Raw genomic sequence first — 16631 nt, forward strand, 5'->3', positions numbered from 1 at the left:
GCTCGATTGGGTTGAAATGGTCTGGAAAGTTCCTAGGACCTCGGTATTCCTACGAAGCCACTGTAGGAGCGGCGCTTGAGCCGCGAACCTTGCGTAGCAAGGAAATCGCCCGCAGGGCGATCAGGAATTCCAGAACTCGACAGGTTTCACAAAATCGAACCTGAAACATGAGCGCACACCCACAGCGACCCGCACCCTTACAACAACCAGGCCCGAACCATGACCGCATCTCCCACTCTTGGCGCTCGCCACTCCCTGGAAATTCTCAAACCGATCCATAACGGGCTGCTACTGGATGGCGGTTCGTTGGGGGAGGTGCTGTTGCCGTCCCGGGAAGTGGAAGGCCAGAATCTGGGCCCCGGCGATAGTGTGCTGGTCACTCTATACAGCGATGGTCAGGGTCGGCCCATGGCCAGCCTGCGTGCCCCTCGCGCTCAGCATGGTCAGGTGGCGTCCCTGAAAGTGGTCTCCACCAGCAAGGTGGGGGCCTTTGTGGACTGGGGCATGCCCAAGGACCTGCTGCTGCCCTTCGCCGAGCAGAAGGGGCCGGTGCGCGAGGGAGACTGGGTACTGGTGATGATCACCACTGACCGGGAAGGGCGGCTGCTGGTCAGTGCCCAGTTGGACCGCTTTCTGGACGATACCAGCGACGATTACCAGCAAGGTGACGAGGTGTCTCTGGTGGCGGCCCATGCCACCGATCTGGGCTACAAGATGGTGGTGGATAACCGCTGCTGGGGCATGATTGCCAAGCAGGAGTTGCGCGCGCCGCTGCGGCCGGGTCAGCGGGTTACCGGCTATGTCCAGCGCCTGCGCGAGGACGGCAAGATCAGCCTGTCACTGAACCCCCCCGGAGCCTTGAAGAGCGAAGGCTTGAGTGAGCAGATTGTGGCTGCCCTGGAAGCCGCCGGTGGCGAACTGCCGCTGGGTGACAAGAGCAGCCCGGAAGCTATCTTTGCCACTTTCCGTTGCAGCAAGAACGCCTTCAAGCAGGCCATCGGTGGGCTTTATAAAGAACGCCGCATCGTCATCGACAAGCAATCCATCCGCCTGACGCCGCAGGACTGAGCCGGCGTCTACCCGGTATTCAGGGACTCCCCAGGGTGGCGCCAGTCACCAAGGTCGAATTCATCGCGGCCAGGATTCAGGCATCATGGCCTGAATAGTCGGAGTCTCTACGCATGTTGTTAACCCTCTATCTGATCGGCATCACCGCCGAAGCCATGACCGGTGCCCTGGCCGCGGGGCGCCTGCGCATGGATCTGTTCGGTGTAGTGATGGTGGCCTGCGTCACCGCCATGGGCGGTGGTTCGATTCGTGATGTGCTGCTGGGGCATTATCCCCTGGTCTGGGTGGCCCATCCGGAGTATCTGGCACTGACTGCCATGGCGGCCCTGGTCACCACCTGGGTGGCACCGTTGATGCGCCGCTTGCGGATGCTGTTTCTGATCCTGGATGCCATGGGCCTGATGGTGTTCACCGTGATCGGCGTGAAGGTGGCGCTGGATATGGGATTGGCAGCGCCGGTGGCGATTTTGTCCGGGCTGATTACCGGCATCTTTGGCGGGGTGATTCGCGATCTGCTCTGTAACCGGGTGCCGCTGGTGTTCCAGAAAGAGCTTTATGCGGTGGTTTCGCTGGGGGCAGCCTGCCTGTATCTGCTGTTATTGCACTGGCAGTCGCCGGTCTGGTTGGCCACGGCGGTGACGTTGGCGGCAGGCTTTATGGTGCGCCTGCTGGCGATTCGTTATCAGTGGCATCTGCCGCGTTTTCATTACAACGTACCGGAAGACTGAGAGCGTTACTGCCAGTTCATCGTCGGGTGCGTTTGTTTCTCACCGAGCAGGGCGCCAAGCTGGTCAGCAACGGGCAGCGAATCCGCGAGCAGGCGTTTGCCTCGCTGCTGCAGAACCTGGATGGGGTGGAGCGTAAACAGTTGCTGCAGCTACTGGAAAAATGTTTGCCGGACGGGTCATAGGCTTGCCATAAACTGTTGGTCCTGATGTCCCGGAGCCGGTAAGGTTTGTCGCTGCTACAGGAGCAAGGAAGTGCAATCAATCATCAAGGAGCAGGTATGAATACGTTTCGAATCGGGGTTTTGGGTGTGTCCTTCTGTCTGGTGCTGGCGTCTCCGGCGCAGGCTTTCGATCTGAAGAAGATGACGGACTCCGCCAATGCGGCGGTGGACAAGGCTTCCGAGAGCGCCGATGCGGGCATCAACAAGGCGTCCGAGACAGCCAACGATGGCATCAACAAGGCGGGTGACTCTGCCAACAGCACGCTGGATAGCGTCAATGGCGGCATGGCCGTTTCCGGTGAAGCCAAGGCACTGGTCGATTCCCTGTCCACGGATCTGGACGTGTCCGGTCAGCAGGCCGCAGGCGGTGCCGGTGCCTTGCTGGCCATGGCACAAAGCAACCTGTCCGGTGACCAGTTCAGCGGTGTCCTTAACAAGGTGCCGGGGCTGGAATCCCTGCTTGGCGGCGGAGAAGGCGGTGGTGTGGCGTCGTCCATGCTGGGCAATATTTCCAGCATGCAGGGTGTCACCAAGGCGTTCGGCGCGCTGGGTATGAGCCCGGAGATGGTCAGCCAGTTCGCGCCGAAAATTCTCGGCTTTCTCGGTGACAAAGGCGTCACCGGTCAGGTGCTGAATAGCCTCAAGGGCTTGTGGGGCGTCTGATCGTCGCATCCATCTTGACGGTCTGCTGGCGATGTCACAGCTAAAATACTGATTTTGCCAGGGGCGTATTGATGGATTCCTTGTCGCAGGTTGTTCTGGGTGCCTCGGTGGGCGGTGCGGTCATGGGCCGCACGCTGGGGCGCTCGGCATTACTGGGTGGTGCCTTGTTGGGCACCTTGCCCGACCTGGATGTTCTTATCGACTATGGCGATGCGGTGGCCAACTTCACCGAGCATCGCGGTTTCAGCCATTCCCTGCTGGTGTTGCTACCCGCCTCGTTGTTGCTGGCCTGGGTACTTCAGCGCTGGCGTCCGGCCATCAGCCTGTGGCGCTGGTGGGCCTTCACCGGTCTGTGTCTGCTGACCCACCCGTTACTGGATTCCTTTACCACCTATGGCACCCGCCTGTTCTGGCCGCTGGGTGATCCGGTGGCAATCAGCAGCATCTTCATCATTGATCCGCTTTATACCCTGCCGTTGCTGTTTGCTGTGTTGTGGGCCCTGTGGCGGCCGCCGGCCAGGACGGCGCTGGCCACCGGGCTGACGCTGTCTTCCCTGTATCTTTGCTGGAGTATGATGGCCCAGCAATGGATGACACAGCGGGTCATGCCAGTGCTGGCGGAGCGGGGGCTGGATCAGGCGCCGCGCCTGGTGCAGCCCATGCCGTTTTCGACCCTGCTGTGGCGGGTAACGGTGCTGGGTGAGCAGCAGCGACTGGAGATTGTCACCGGGGTGCTGGATAGCGGCGATGCCCTGACGGTTGAAACCTTCCCCCGCTCGCCGCAGGACTATGCCGAGGCCATGCAGGTGCCGGCGGGGCGCAAGCTGGCCTGGTTTACCAGGGGGTTCATCGATGTGGACGCCGGGCCAGACCAGTTACTGGTCACGGATATTCGCCTGGGGGTACCGGGTTTGCACCCCTTTCAGTTTGTGCTGGCCGAGCATAAAGACGGTGGCTGGAAGGCTTTGCCCAGCTATAAGCTGCCGCGGCCAATGGCCAACCCGCAGGCCTGGCCGGCGCTGCTGGACCGGACCCTGGCCCGCCAACCGATTCTTTGCCTGACCACCCTGGAAGCCTTGCCGGCCGGCAGCGCCTGTCCATCGGTGATGCCCTGACGCCCGACCCCGCTCGGCAACAGTGGTGATTACCCGGGATGATGGGGGAGTGGTGGGGAGTTAACTGTTGCGCGTGAAAAGAGAGGTTTGATCTGTAACGCAAGAGGCCGCGCCCATGGTTTGAGCGCGGCCTCTTGCGTTGAAAAAAACAGCACAAACAAATCGCGTCGCTGTTAACTATTCACTGTTAACTGTTAACTGTTAACTACTTTCCCACCCCGCCAACACCAACTTGCCAATCGTCTGCCCGCTTTCCAGCTTTCGGTGGGCGGCTTTCAGGTTGTTGGCGTTGATCGGGCCCAGGCCTTCGCTGAGGGTGGTCTGGATGGTGCCGGCGTCTACCAGGGTGCGGAGCTGGTCGAGGATGTCGCCCTGGCGCTGCATGGTTGCGGCGAACATGGCGCGGGTGAACATGAACTCCCAGCAGAAGCGGGCGCTTTTCGGTTTCAGGGGGTTCAGGTCCAGGGGGGCACGGGCATCGACGATGGCGCAGATGCCACCGAACGGGGCCACCGCCTGGCAGGCGCTGTGCCAGTATTCGTCCAGGCTCTGGGTGACCAGGATGCCGTCCACCTGGGGGTGACCGAGCAACTCCAGTTGCGGCAGCAGTTCCTTGCGGTAATCCACCACCTGATGGGCGCCCATGGCTTGGCACCAGTTGGCGGAGGTCTCGCGCCCGGCGGTGGCAATCACGGTCAGCCCAAAATGGTGGGCGGCCAGCTGGATGGCGATGGAGCCCACGCCACCGGCGCCGCCGATTACCAGCAGACTTTTTCCTTCGCATTCGCCGGGCCGGAAACCGAGCTGGTCTTCCAGGGCTTCCCAGGCGGTGATGGCGGTCAGGGGCAGGGCGGCAGCTTCCTGCATGCCCAGGCTGTCCGGTTTTTTTGCCACCAGGCGCTCGTCCACACACTGGTATTGGGCATTGCTGCCCTGACGCTGCAGGGCGCCGGCATACCAGACCCGGTCGCCTGCCTGAAAATTCTTCACCTCGGCGCCCACTGCCTCAACCACCCCGGCGGCATCAAATCCCAGTACCCGATAGCCGCCCTGGTCCACCGGACGCTGGCGCAGTTTGGTGTCGATGGGGTTCACGGATACCGCCTGTACAGACACCAGCAGATCCCGGGGACCGGGAGACGGCAAGTCCAGCTGGATATCTTCCAGCGCGTGTACATCATCAATGGTTCTGGGTTGGTTGAAACCGATCGCTTTCATGCTTTGCCCCTACAACGTAAACACACAAGCTTTGGCCCACTTGGCAGGGCAGACTATGCCACAGTAACCGGATTGTCGCCTTGCGACCGTCGCAAAAAACGATAACGTTTTCGGGAGAGCACACGCATGAAGTTCGAGGAATATCGCCAATTTGATGCCATGGGGCTGGCGGAGCTGGTGGGTAAGGGCGAGGTCGCTGCCAGCGAGTTGCTGGAGACTGCCATCGCCAGGGCGGAGCAGGTGAATCCCTCCCTGAATGGTCTGATTATTCCCCTTTACGAGCAGGCCCGGTCGCGCGCCGCCTCACCGCTGGAAGGCCCCCTGGCCGGGGTGCCCATGCTGGTGAAGGACTTGTTTCAGGAAATGGGAGGGGCGCCCAGCTATCAGGGCAACAAGGCGCGCAAGAAAAACGACATTCGCGCCGACCAGGATTCCACCCTGGTGGCCCGCTGGAAGGCCGCCGGTCTGGTGCCCTTCGGTCGCACCAACACCCCGGAGTTCGGCGCCAAGGGGATCACTGAGCCGGATTCCTATGGCCCGGCCCGTAACCCCTGGAACCCGGACCATACCCCCGGTGGTTCGTCCGGTGGCTCTGCCGCCATGGTGGCGTCCGGTGTGGTGCCCGTAGCGGGCGCCAATGACGGGGGTGGCAGTATCCGCATCCCGGCGGCCTGCTGTGGCCTGTTCGGTCTCAAGCCCGGTCGCGGACGCACGCCCTGGGGGCCCACCTTTACCGAAGCCATGCACGGCATTGCGGTGAACCATGTGCTGACCCGCTCGGTGCGTGACAGTGCGCTCCTGCTGGACCTCACTCACGGGGATGAGCGCGGCAGCCTGTTCCAGATCGCGCCGCCGGCGCAGCCCTATCAGGTGGCTGCGGCATCCCGCCCCGGGACACTGCGAATCGGTTTTTCCACGGCGTCGCCGCTGGGCACTCCGGTGGATCCGGAAGCCGTAAAAGCCGTGGAGAAAACCGTGGCCCTGCTACGGGACCTGGGCCACCAGGTGGTTGAGGCCGAGCCGCAGATGGATGCCAAGCAGATGTGCATGGACTGGCTCTCCGTATGGTTCGGTCAGTGTGCCGCCGAGGTGGATGAAGTGAAGGCGCTGACCGGTTGTGGTGACGACGGGTTCGAGCTGGATACGCTGGCCATCGCCGCCTTTGGGCGCGCGACGCCTGCCCATGAATACGTGAAATGTCAGACGCGCTGGCAGCAGTACATGATCGCGCTGGATACCTTCCTGGAGCAGTACGATTTCTGGCTGACACCGACGCTGGCCATGCCCCCGGCACGCATTGGGGAAATGGCTACACCGGGCTGGCAGCAGAGTGCCCTGAAAATGCTGCTCAAGGTGGGCGGTGAAAAACTGCTGATGAAGACCGGCATGATCGAGCAGATGGCCATGGAGAATTTCAAGTACATGCCCTTCACCCAGTTCGCCAATGTCACCGGGGTGCCGGCCATGTCGGTGCCGTTGCACTGGTGCGACAGCGGTTTGCCGCTGGGGTCCCAGTTTGTCGGTGGCCATGGCGATGAAGGCAAGCTGCTGGCGCTGGCCGGGCAGCTGGAAGAGGCGGCACCCTGGTTCGACAAGGTGCCGATGTAGAGGCTAAACGGCGAGTTACGAGTTGCGAAGAGCGAAAGGTTTTTCGTTACTCGAACCTCGTCACTCGTTTTTGATTTTTGTCATCGCTTCGAGCCTGCCGGGATCACGCCCGGGCAGGCGCTTTGTGGGATGACGTTTCAGTGCACCGCCGCTGCTTTTGCTGCAGGTGAGCGTGCCAGGTATGCCAGCGCCTGTTCCGTGTCACCTTCGTGGATCGGGTGGAAGCGGGGAGACAACCAGCGCAGGGTGGCGTTGATCAGGAAGGTGAAGGTGGGCACGTTCTCGGTGCGCTTGCCTGTCTGTTCCAGTTGCATCAGCAATTGCGGTATCAGAGTGCGACCCATTTTGCGCACGCTGGGGTCCGGGTCCTGACGGGCCAGGCTGCGACCCCCTTCGGAAATGAAGTAGATGAACAGCGGAAAGACGATGGCCATCAGCGCCTGGCGGCTCACGTAGAAACCCAGCTGTGATTGGCACAGGTGCTCGAACAGGTCAAACGCCACGGTACGGTGTTCCACTTCTTCGGCCAGGTGCCACTTGAACAGGTCCACCATGGCCGGGTCGCCGTTCTGCTCCCAGGTGTCGTTGTCCATGGCCCACTGACCCAGCACGCCGGTGAAGTGCTCGATGGCGGCGATCAGCCCTACCCGCAGTACCAGCCACTGTTTCTGGATCGCCTTGCGCTGCAGGAGTTTCAGCCCGAAGGGCGCCTCCCCCAGGAAGGTGCCAAACAGCCATTCCACCCGTTGCACATAGTCATCCACGCTCAAACCATGGCGTTCCAGATAAAGCTGGGCCTTGCTGTGGGCGCGGGAATGCACCGCTTCCTGACGGATAAAGCCTTCCACGTCGGCGCGCAGCTGGTCATCGGTGACCAGGGGTAATGCATGGTTGTAGACCCGGCAAAACCACAGTTCTCCGGCGGGTAGCAGCAGGTGGATACCGTTGATGATATGGGTGGAAAACGGATCACCCTTGAGCCAGTGCAGTGGCGTATTGTCGAAATCAAACTGCACTCGGCGGGCTTTCAGTTGATGGCGCACAGGGCTGTTCATGGCTGTTGTTCTCCCGTTGTTATGGTCAACACGTCATCAATTCAGGCGGTAATGTCCAGGCGCGCTACCTGCCGGGACAATACCGGGGCAAAGCGGCTGAGCAGTCGGGTGGTCCAGGCTTCGGCGCCCACCAGGGACAGGGCCGGGTTGCTCTGCACCGCATCGAAAATGGCGGCGGCCACCTGGTCCGGGGAAAAATTGCGGCGCTTGTACAGGGCGTCGGCCTTGGCGCGTTTTTCCGCCTGTTGCTCGTCGCTGAGCCCGGCGTACACGGTGCTGTTGGCAATGCCGGTGGCGACAAAGCCGGGGCAAATCGAGGTGACGCCGATATGGTGTTCGGCCAGCTCTGCACGCAGGCATTCGCTGAGCATGTGCACCGCGGCCTTGCTGGTGGAGTAGGCGGCCAGCTTGCGGTTGGGGGCGAAGGCGGCGGCAGAGGCCACGTTGACGATGTGGCCCTTGCGGTGGCCATCAATCATCTGCCGGGCAAACAATCGCGAGCCATGGATCACTCCCCACAGATTGACCTTGAGAAGGCGATCCCAGTCCTTGGTGGAGGTTTCCAGCACGCCGCCGGCCATGCCGATGCCGGCGTTGTTGACCACAATGTCCGCACCGCCCAATTCTTTTTCCACCCAATTAGCCAGGCGCTGCATGGCCTGGGCCGAGCCCACATCCACCTTGCGTGGCCAGGCGGCTGCGCCCCGTTCACGGGCCTGATCGGCGGTGGTATTGGCACTGTCCTCATTGATATCCAGGCACACCAGGTCGGCGCCTTCAGCGGCAAAGCGCAGGGCGGTGGCCCGGCCAATGCCGGACCCTGCGCCGGTGATGACGACGGTCTTGCCGTACAGCGGCAGGCCCAGTCTTTCCGGGCGAACGCGGGCGTGCTGCAGGGCACCGGGCATCTTGCCGCTTTCCACCCCGGCCACGAAATCGCCAATCCAGGCGGCGATGGTGTCCGGGTGGCTCAGCGGTACCCAGTGGTTGGCATTGATATCGCGGCGGTACAGCTCGTCCACCCACTCGTGCAGGTCTTCAAAAAGCTGGGTGCCCACATAGTTGTCACGGGTGGGCACGATCAGCTGTACCGGACAGGGAGCGTGGCGGGCTTCCGGGTTGATCAGCTTGTTGCGAAAGTTGGCGCGGTACAGCTGCACGCCGTGCTTGCCGTCCTTGCCCTGGGTGGGGTTGGCTTCCGGCTCCTGCACATTCTCGCGGTGCTTCAGATAGCGGGGCCAGAGCTTGTCCAGGCCTCCCTGCCAGGCACCGGGGGCCAGTACTGGCAAGTGAAAGAAACCGATGTACCAGGAGCTGAGTACCTGTTTGAACACCTTGGTCTTGGCGGAAGGAGACAGGTTCAGGGTGCGCCGGCGCATCCAGTGGCCCATGTGATCCAGACAAGGGCCGGAGATAGTGGTGTAGGACTTGATGCGTGCCTTGAGCGGTCCTTCCGCGGTGACAGATTCCCAGCTCTGGATGGAGCCCCAGTCGTGTCCCACCAGATGAAAATCCCGCCCGGGGACAGTGGCGTCCACCACTGCCGCCAGATCCGCAGACAGCAGGCTCATGCGGTAATCCGCCCGCTTGCGGGGCGCGTCGGAGGCACCGGCACCGCGTACGTCGTAGCTGATCACGAAGTACTTCTTCGCCAGCCGATCCGCCACCGGTTGCCAGATACTGTGATTGTCAGGGTAACCATGAACCAGTACCACCGGCACCTTGCTGCTGTCCCCAAAGGTATAGACCTGCAGATTGACACCCTGGCTGGTCACCGTGGCTGTGGTTGTCATAAGGCACTCCTGAAAGATGGCGACGCCAGATCTGGACGACGTCAAGTTAACCGAATGTATCAGTGAGCAATGTAACGGTCAACGAGCAGAGTGTGACTATTGGGACCGGGAATCCGGCGCCAGCGGCCAAGCAGCAAGGGTAGGCATCATGCGTTCCCGGGCGTCTTGAGAGTTCCCGTGAATGCTGGGGCCTTACAATCTTTACCATTTTGAGATCCGTTATTGTTTGATATTGATTCTCAATAACAGCAGAATGCCGCCGCTTCTATACCGATTAACGGAACGAACGGGGGATGTAATGATAACGACTCTGGTAGCACTACCACGGCGTACCTTGCTGGCAACCTTGGCCCTGGCTATCACGACAGCATCGGCGGCGGCTGAGCAAAACGGGCAGAGCCATGAGCTGAAAGCGATCAATGTGGTGTCCGCTGCCGGTTTCGAACAGAAGATCTCTGAGGCTCCGGCCAGCATTTCCGTGATTGGTGAGCAGGAGCTGCACAGCCGCCCGTTTACGTCGGTGGTCGATGCGGTGCGTGAGCTGGAAGGGGTGGATGTGGGGGAAACCCGCGACAAGACCGGCCAGGCCTCTGTTTCCATGCGCGGTATGGGCTCGGATTACACCCTGATCCTGATCGACGGGCGTCGCCAGAATAATCATGGTGACATCTACCCGAACAACTTCGGTGGCAACCAGTTCAACCATATTCCGCCCATGGATGCCATTGAGCGCATCGAGGTGATCCGTGGTCCGGCCTCCACGCTCTATGGTGCCGATGCCATGGGTGGGGTGATCAATATCATTACCAAGAAGAACTTCGACCAGCCGGCGGCCAGCATTACCGTGGGTGGCACCTTTCAGGAACAGAGCGAGTTCGGCAATGACGTGACTACCGACCTGTATGTTTCCGGCCCGTTGGTGCCCGGCAAGCTGGGTCTGGCCCTGCGCGGCAGTCTCTATGACCAGCAGGCGTCCGATCCGCAGTTTGATCCCGCCATTGCGCCGGATGGAACGGTTGTCGATCGGGAGCTGGGTTTTGGCGGTGGTGGCCGTACTGTGCGCAACAAGGACATTGCCGGTGGCTTCACCCTGCGCTGGACGCCAGTGGACAACCAGCGAATCTCGCTGGATTACGATCAGTCCGAGCAGGTGTACAACAATGACAAGAGCCAGGTCGGCACCCAGGACAGCGTGGACCGTCTGCCCATGGCCGGCTATGCCAAGAATCAGGAATTCACCCGTGACCAGGTCGCGCTGACCCATGAAGGGGACTGGGATATCGGCTACAGCACCGTTTCCCTGACGCACCTGGCGACCAACAACAAGGGCCGCACCCTGCCGCTGACGGCGGCGGAGCGTGACCAGTACGATCAGATGGTTACCAACGGGGCCACGGATCAGGAACTGGAAGCGGCCTTTCTGCCGCGCCCGGCGCGCACCCTGGAAAGCCGGGAGTGGCGACTGGATGGCAAGCTGGAACTACCGGTGAATGCCCAGCACTTTGCTGTGCTGGGTACCCAGGTGATTCGTGGCGAACTGGAAGATGGCGTGTTCGGTCTGGAGGAAGGTCGTAGCGGCCGGATTTCCGACCACAACATGTGGGCCCTGTTTGCCGAGGATAACTGGACCCCGGTGGATCCCTTTACGCTTACCGCCGGTGTCCGTTACGACAACCATGAAACCTTTGGCGATCAACTCAGCCCACGCCTTTATGGCGTTTATGAACTGACGCCCGCCTGGACCGTGAAGGGGGGCGTCAGTACCGGCTACAAGACGCCCAAGACCACGGATCTGTATTCAGGGATTACCGGTTTCGGCCGTCAGGGCACGCTGCCCTGGGTGGGCAACCCGGACCTGGAACCGGAAACCAGCGTTAACTCCGAAATCGCCCTGTACTGGGAGAGCGTCAATCGTCATAACTTCAACGTGACCTATTTCCAGAACGATTTCAAAGACAAGATTGTGCGCCAGGACAGCGCGCTGTGCTCTGCCAACGGTGGGCAGAAACCCTGCGTGGATCTGGGCGCCTACGATTCCCTGGGCGGCATCGTTACCCAGCCGGTGAATGTGGACAAGGCGGAAATCAAGGGTGTGGAAGTGGCCGGTCGTTACCAGTTCCTGCCGCGCTGGGCGCTAAAGATGAACTACACCTATATCGATAGCGAACAGAAGAGTGGAGACCAGAAAGGTTACCCGCTGACTGGCACTGCCAAGCACATGGTCAATGCCACCCTGGACTGGCAGACCACTCAGACTTTCGGCATGTACCTGACCATGGAAGGACGGCACGACCGTTTCCGCGGCTTTGGTCGCAGCGGTCTCAACACCGATTCCAGCGGCGGCGAGTACTGGAAAGATTATGAAATCTTCCACCTGGGTGCACGCTGGGCCATGAATGACACGCTCACCTTTACCGCCCGGGTCAACAACCTGCTGGACGAAGACTTCACTACCTATGACACCGCATTTGAAGATGATGGCATGGGTGGCTTCGAGCCGGTTTACTTTGACGACTACAACAACAAGGATGCCCGCCGCAGCTACTGGCTGAGCATGCAGGCGCGGTTCTAGTTCAGTTGACAGTGAACAGTTGACAGCGTCGCGGATTGACGCCTAGCAAAAGGAAGGCAAAGAGGCCGCGTCCAACCGTTGAGCGCGGCCTCTTGCGTTTAGAAGAACTCCCGTAGGGTGCACTGAGCCTAAGGCGAACTGCACCATCAAACGCCGGATCGGTGCAGTTCGCCTTAGGCTCAGTGCACCCTACGGAGCTCATTGAAAGGCCGCACCGGAAAACCGGTGCGGCCTTTGAGTTTTCGAGCGGTTTGCGGAGGTGTTGTCAGGCGCCGTCGCCCTGTGTCAGTGGCGGCCACCAGTCCTGGATGGCGCCGTCTTGCCACACTGCCAGGTCGCCGAATTGCAGCAACACGAATTCGCTTTGCGTGGGGCGCAGAAACAGTTGGTCATCCACCTGCAGCGCCGTGTCCGGGCTGCCGTTGAACATCATCTGGTTGGTGCTGTGACCATAGACGCTGTTCTCGCGGATGCCCGCCGGGGATACCGGAGTGGCTTTCCAGTAACCGCCATAAATGAAATAGGTCTGGCGACGATTCGGGTCCCAGCGTTGCCACAGCTCCCCCAGGGGTATCGGCCCGGGCAGGTTCAGGCCGTCCCATTGCTTGAGTACCGGCGCGGCGATAAACACCGCCGGTTCGAAATTCGCCAGCAGGGGCAGATCGAAGTCACTGGCTTTCACCAGGCAGGAGCCGGCGGCCAGTTCGTTGACCGTGGTGCTGTCATCATAGAGCCCGATGGTCGGGCTGCCGCCGCCGTTGAAGCACAGAGTTTCATTCCGGTAAGCCGGCGCCAGCTGGTAGAGGCGCTCGATATAGTGCAGATAGATGGCTTCGGTTTCCCGGTGACCGTCCTCGGCACTTTGAATAAACCCAGGTAGTTTGCCCACGTGGGCGTCATAGCCCATGAAACCGCTGAAACGCAGATGCGCCGGGTGGGCCTGAATCAGGGAAATTATCTCATCGAGTTGGCTTGGGTCGGTGAGGCCGCCCCGGTGCAGACCCACGTCGATTTCGAGGTTGATGTTCAGGCGTCGGTCCAGATCGATTGCCAGTTGCAGGTACTGGTCCAGCCGCGGACGGGAGTCGATCAGCCACTGCAGTTGCGGGTCCGCATCGAAGTCACCGCTCAGTTCGTTGTAGAACTGTCGGGCGGCCTGTACCGGCATGGGCTTGCCCAGCAGCATGTCCACGCCGGGCTCTGCGTCGGCCAGCGCATTCATGAAAGGCTGGTGGAATACCATCACCCGGTCGCTGCCAGTCTCGCGCATCACCGTTTGAATCATCGGCACACTGGGCAGGGACTTGGCCACGATGCGCAGCGCGCAGCGGGACGGCAGCATGGCTTTAAGGGTGTGGCAGTTGCGCACCAGGCGCTGCTGATCCACCAGCATCAGCGGCCGGCCGGGGCTGGCGTTACGCAGGTGGTCATTGATGGACTGGAAGTAGGGTGTATGCGGTGCCCCCTGATTGCCCGGCCGTAGCAGCCAGCCCCCGGCCGCCACCGCTCCCAACCCGATCAGAAATCCTCGGCGTTTCATCCGGTTTCTCCAAACAGGGTTTTCAGATGTTGGTTCAGCATCCTTCCGTGTGGGTCCAGTTCCCGGCGCACGGTCTGAAAGCGATCAAAGGCGGGATATATCTCGCGCAGTTGCTGCTGGCCCAGGGTATGCAGCTTGCCCCAGTGTGGGCGACCGGCGTAGCGGCGCAGGATCGGTTCTACCGCCGTAAACAGTGGCTGATAGTCCTGTGCGAAGTACTGATGGATGGACAGGCTGGCGCCGTCGCGCTGGTGGTACATGGACAGCAGGCTGTCGTCGGCGGCCACGTAACGGAATTCGATGGGGAAGAACACATTGATGTCCTGCTTGCGGATGGTCTCGCAGACTTCCTGCAGGCAGGCAATACCGTCTTCCGCCGGCACCGTGTATTCCATTTCGTTGAATCGCACCGCGCGGCGGTTGGCGAATACCTTGTGGGCAGGGCCGATGTAGGTGCTGTCTTCCACGAACAGGGTGACCAGCTTCTGCAGGCTGGGTGTCATCCAGCCGGCACGCATGGCCAGTTTGCAGACCAGCTCCAGCAGGTCGTTACTGTCTTCCCGTGCGCTGCTGTCGTTGGGGTCGTCAGTGATTTCCATGGTCTTGACGATGGCTTGCTCGCCTAGCGGGAAGGCAAAGAACTCGATGTGGCGGAAGTTGTTTTTTTCCCGCTCCACGAAGTCCATGGCCTCTTGTAGGGGCAGGGTCCAGGTGCGTTCCTTGAGCCGGTAGGCGGGCTCGTGGCGAAAACCGATCTCGCTGACGATACCCAGGGCGCCGACGCTACAGCAGGCGGCCAGAAAAGCATCGCCATCGTCACGGGTCAGATCCATGGCCTCGCCGTCGGGCAGGATCAGGCGCAGGCTTTCCACCTGGCCGGAGAGGCTCTGCAGACCACTGCCGGTGCCATGGGTGCTGGTGGCGATGGCGCCGGCCAGGGACTGCAGGTTGATGTCAGGTTCGTTGTTGAAGCTGTAGCCCATGCTGTTGGCCTGGGCACTGGCCATGGCCAGCCGGGTGCCGCCGCCGTAGGTGAAGACGTTGCCATCCTGGCCGCGCAGCCCCGCCAAGGCTTCCAGAGACACCAGGGTGTCATCACTGGGGACCACGGCGCTGAACGAATGGCTGCCACCAAAGGGGCGAATAGTGCCGGTGCTGTCGCGCAGGGCCTGGCGCAGCTGTGCTTCGCTGGTGGCAAATACCAGATTGGCCGGGTTGGCCCTCTGGTTGCCGGACCAGTTCTGCCAGGCTGGCGCCTTCTCTGTCTCGGCCAGCAGGGCCTGGGGCGCCAATGCGCCAGTGGCCCCGGCACTGGCCAAGGCTTTCAGAAAACGGCGTCGATCAATGGAATCCAACAGGGCCATGGTGCATCCTTTTTTTATTTGGCACCATCGTACAAGAAAAGCAATTGATAGTTAATAGTTGATAATTGATAACTGCGCGGGAGAGGTCGGGCGCCGCTTTGTTGCCTCTGTGGCCGCGCCCAACCGTTTGGGCGCGGCTCCGATGCTGAAAGACCTGGCGTCACTTGTCCGCGCCGTTATCAATTCTCCATTCTCAATTATCAATTTCCAGGCTTTCCCACATCTCATCCACCCGCTGCTTCACTGCCGGGCTCATGCTGATGGCGCGGCCCCACTCACGGTCGGTTTCGCCGGGCCATTTGCTGGTGGCGTCCATGCCCATCTTGGAGCCCAGGCCGGAGACCGGGGAGGCGAAGTCCAGGTAGTCGATGGGGGTGTTTTCAATCAGCAGGGTGTCGCGGGCCGGGTCCATGCGGGTGGTCATGGCCCAGATCACGTCCTTCCAGTCGCGGGCATTCACGTCGTCGTCGCAGACAATCACGAACTTGGTGTACATGAACTGGCGGAGGAAGGACCACACCCCCATCATTACCCGCTTGGCATGGCCCGGGTACTGTTTCTTCATGGTCACCACCGCCATGCGGTAGGAGCAGCCTTCCGGGGGCAGGTAGAAATCCACGATTTCCGGGAACTGCTTTTTCAGGATCGGCACGAAGATTTCGTTCATGGCCACGCCCAGTACCGCCGGCTCATCCGGTGGGCGGCCGGTGTAGGTGCTGTGGTAGATAGGATCGCGGCGGTGGGTGATGCGCTCCACGGTGAATACCGGGAAACGCTCCACTTCATTGTAATAACCGGTGTGGTCGCCGAAAGGACCTTCCTCTGCCAGCTCGTCCGGATAAATATGGCCTTCCAGTACGAACTCGGCGCTGGCCGGTACCTGCAGGTCGTTGCCGATACATTCCACCAGCTCGGTTTTCGAGCCGCGCAGCAGTCCGGCAAAGGCGTACTCGCTAAGGGTATCCGGCACCGGGGTGACCGCGCCGAGGATGGTGGCCGGGTCAGCGCCCAGGGCCACTGCAACCGGGAAGGGTTCTCCCGGGTGGGCCTGCTGCCACTCCTGGAAATCCAGGGCGCCGCCGCGGTGGCTTAGCCAGCGCATGATGAGCTTGTTGCGGCCAATCAGCTGCTGACGGTAGATGCCCAGGTTCTGGCGTTCCTTGTTGGGCCCTCGGGTGATTACCAGCGGCCAGGTGATCAGAGGGCCGGCGTCGCCGGGCCAGCAGGTCTGGATGGGGAGCTGGTAGAGATCCACGGCGTCGCCTTCCAGTACCTTTTCCTGGCAGGGGCCGGAGCCGCGCAGTTTGGGGCTCATGCTCAGCACCTTGCGGAACACCGGCAGTTTCTCCCAGGCGTCACGCATGCCCTTGGGAGGCTCCGGTTCCTTGAGAAAGGCCAGCAACTCCCCCAGTTCGCGCAGCTCTTCCACCGACTCGCGGCCCATGCCCAGCGCCACCCGTCGTTCGGTCCCAAAGAGGTTGCCCAGAACCGGGGTGCCGAAGCCCACCGGGTTTTCAAACAGCAGGGCGGGGCCGCCGGCGCGTAGGGTGCGGTCGCAGATTTCGGTCATTTCCAGGTGGGGGTTCACCGGTACGGTGATGCGCTTGAGCTCGCCGAGTTGCTCGAGCTGTTGCAGAAAGTCACGCAGGTCGCGGTATTTCATGGCGATCCTTTTGTCGGAAGTCA

The 16631-nt window shown here is 61.2% G+C and carries 13 protein-coding genes; 7 read left to right on the plus strand and 6 right to left on the minus strand.

Going from position 1 to position 16631, the window contains the following annotated elements; all coding sequences use genetic code 11:
- Nucleotides 1-219: 219 nt before the first annotated feature.
- From ACMG4M_RS02970 to ACMG4M_RS02990, 5 genes are all read left to right on the plus strand, one after another.
- Nucleotides 220-1068: a S1 RNA-binding domain-containing protein gene (locus ACMG4M_RS02970; RefSeq protein ID WP_272975318.1), complete on the plus strand. Its 849-nt coding sequence runs from the start codon at nt 220-222 to the stop codon at nt 1066-1068.
- Nucleotides 1069-1181: 113 nt separating this feature from the next.
- Nucleotides 1182-1796, plus strand: coding sequence for a trimeric intracellular cation channel family protein (locus tag ACMG4M_RS02975; RefSeq protein WP_035250505.1), 615 nt, complete (start codon nt 1182-1184; stop codon nt 1794-1796).
- Nucleotides 1797-1822: 26 nt separating this feature from the next.
- Nucleotides 1823-1978, plus strand: coding sequence for a hypothetical protein (locus tag ACMG4M_RS02980; RefSeq protein WP_156964926.1), 156 nt, complete (start codon nt 1823-1825; stop codon nt 1976-1978).
- A gap of 96 nt (nt 1979-2074) precedes the next feature.
- Nucleotides 2075-2680, plus strand: coding sequence for a DUF2780 domain-containing protein (locus ACMG4M_RS02985; RefSeq protein ID WP_035250508.1), 606 nt, complete (start codon nt 2075-2077; stop codon nt 2678-2680).
- Between the two features lie 71 nt (nt 2681-2751).
- Nucleotides 2752-3795 carry a metal-dependent hydrolase gene (locus tag ACMG4M_RS02990; RefSeq protein ID WP_414430696.1) on the plus strand — a complete coding sequence of 348 codons (1044 nt, stop codon included), beginning with the start codon at nt 2752-2754 and terminating at the stop codon, nt 3793-3795.
- Between the two features lie 201 nt (nt 3796-3996).
- On the opposite strand, the gene ACMG4M_RS02995 is transcribed toward ACMG4M_RS02990, so the two are convergent.
- The gene (locus ACMG4M_RS02995) at nt 3997-5013 is read right to left on the minus strand and encodes a zinc-binding alcohol dehydrogenase family protein (protein WP_035250514.1); all 1017 of its coding nucleotides are present in this window, start codon (nt 5011-5013) and stop codon (nt 3997-3999) included.
- Between the two features lie 126 nt (nt 5014-5139).
- On the opposite strand from ACMG4M_RS02995, the gene ACMG4M_RS03000 reads away from it, so the two are divergent.
- Nucleotides 5140-6621: an amidase gene (locus ACMG4M_RS03000; RefSeq protein ID WP_414430697.1), complete on the plus strand. Its 1482-nt coding sequence runs from the start codon at nt 5140-5142 to the stop codon at nt 6619-6621.
- Nucleotides 6622-6758: 137 nt separating this feature from the next.
- On the opposite strand, the gene ACMG4M_RS03005 is transcribed toward ACMG4M_RS03000, so the two are convergent.
- Nucleotides 6759-7676: a metal-dependent hydrolase gene (locus tag ACMG4M_RS03005; protein ID WP_414430698.1), complete on the minus strand. Its 918-nt coding sequence runs from the start codon at nt 7674-7676 to the stop codon at nt 6759-6761.
- A 41-nt stretch (nt 7677-7717) separates the two neighbouring features.
- Nucleotides 7718-9469: an SDR family oxidoreductase gene (locus ACMG4M_RS03010; protein ID WP_414430699.1), complete on the minus strand. Its 1752-nt coding sequence runs from the start codon at nt 9467-9469 to the stop codon at nt 7718-7720.
- A 298-nt stretch (nt 9470-9767) separates the two neighbouring features.
- Here ACMG4M_RS03010 and ACMG4M_RS03015 point away from each other — a divergent pair, with 298 nt between their 5' ends.
- Nucleotides 9768-12041: a TonB-dependent receptor domain-containing protein gene (locus ACMG4M_RS03015; protein ID WP_272980348.1), complete on the plus strand. Its 2274-nt coding sequence runs from the start codon at nt 9768-9770 to the stop codon at nt 12039-12041.
- 265 nt (nt 12042-12306) lie between these two features.
- On the opposite strand, the gene ACMG4M_RS03020 is transcribed toward ACMG4M_RS03015, so the two are convergent.
- From ACMG4M_RS03020 to ubiD, 3 genes are all read right to left on the minus strand, one after another.
- Nucleotides 12307-13581: an alanine racemase gene (locus ACMG4M_RS03020; protein WP_035248290.1), complete on the minus strand. Its 1275-nt coding sequence runs from the start codon at nt 13579-13581 to the stop codon at nt 12307-12309.
- On the minus strand, nt 13578-14945 hold the full coding sequence (locus ACMG4M_RS03025; protein ID WP_335626314.1) for a D-arabinono-1,4-lactone oxidase: 1368 nt from the start codon (nt 14943-14945) through the stop codon (nt 13578-13580). Before ACMG4M_RS03025 ends, ACMG4M_RS03020 begins: the two co-directional genes overlap by 4 nt.
- Before the next feature lie 193 nt (nt 14946-15138).
- Nucleotides 15139-16608, minus strand: coding sequence for a 4-hydroxy-3-polyprenylbenzoate decarboxylase (ubiD, locus tag ACMG4M_RS03030; protein ID WP_035248294.1), 1470 nt, complete (start codon nt 16606-16608; stop codon nt 15139-15141).
- Between the last annotated feature and the right edge of the window lie 23 nt (nt 16609-16631).

Source organism: Alcanivorax sp. IL3, from assembly GCF_047495465.1.
Classification (GTDB): Bacteria; Pseudomonadota; Gammaproteobacteria; order Pseudomonadales; family Alcanivoracaceae; genus Alcanivorax; species Alcanivorax jadensis.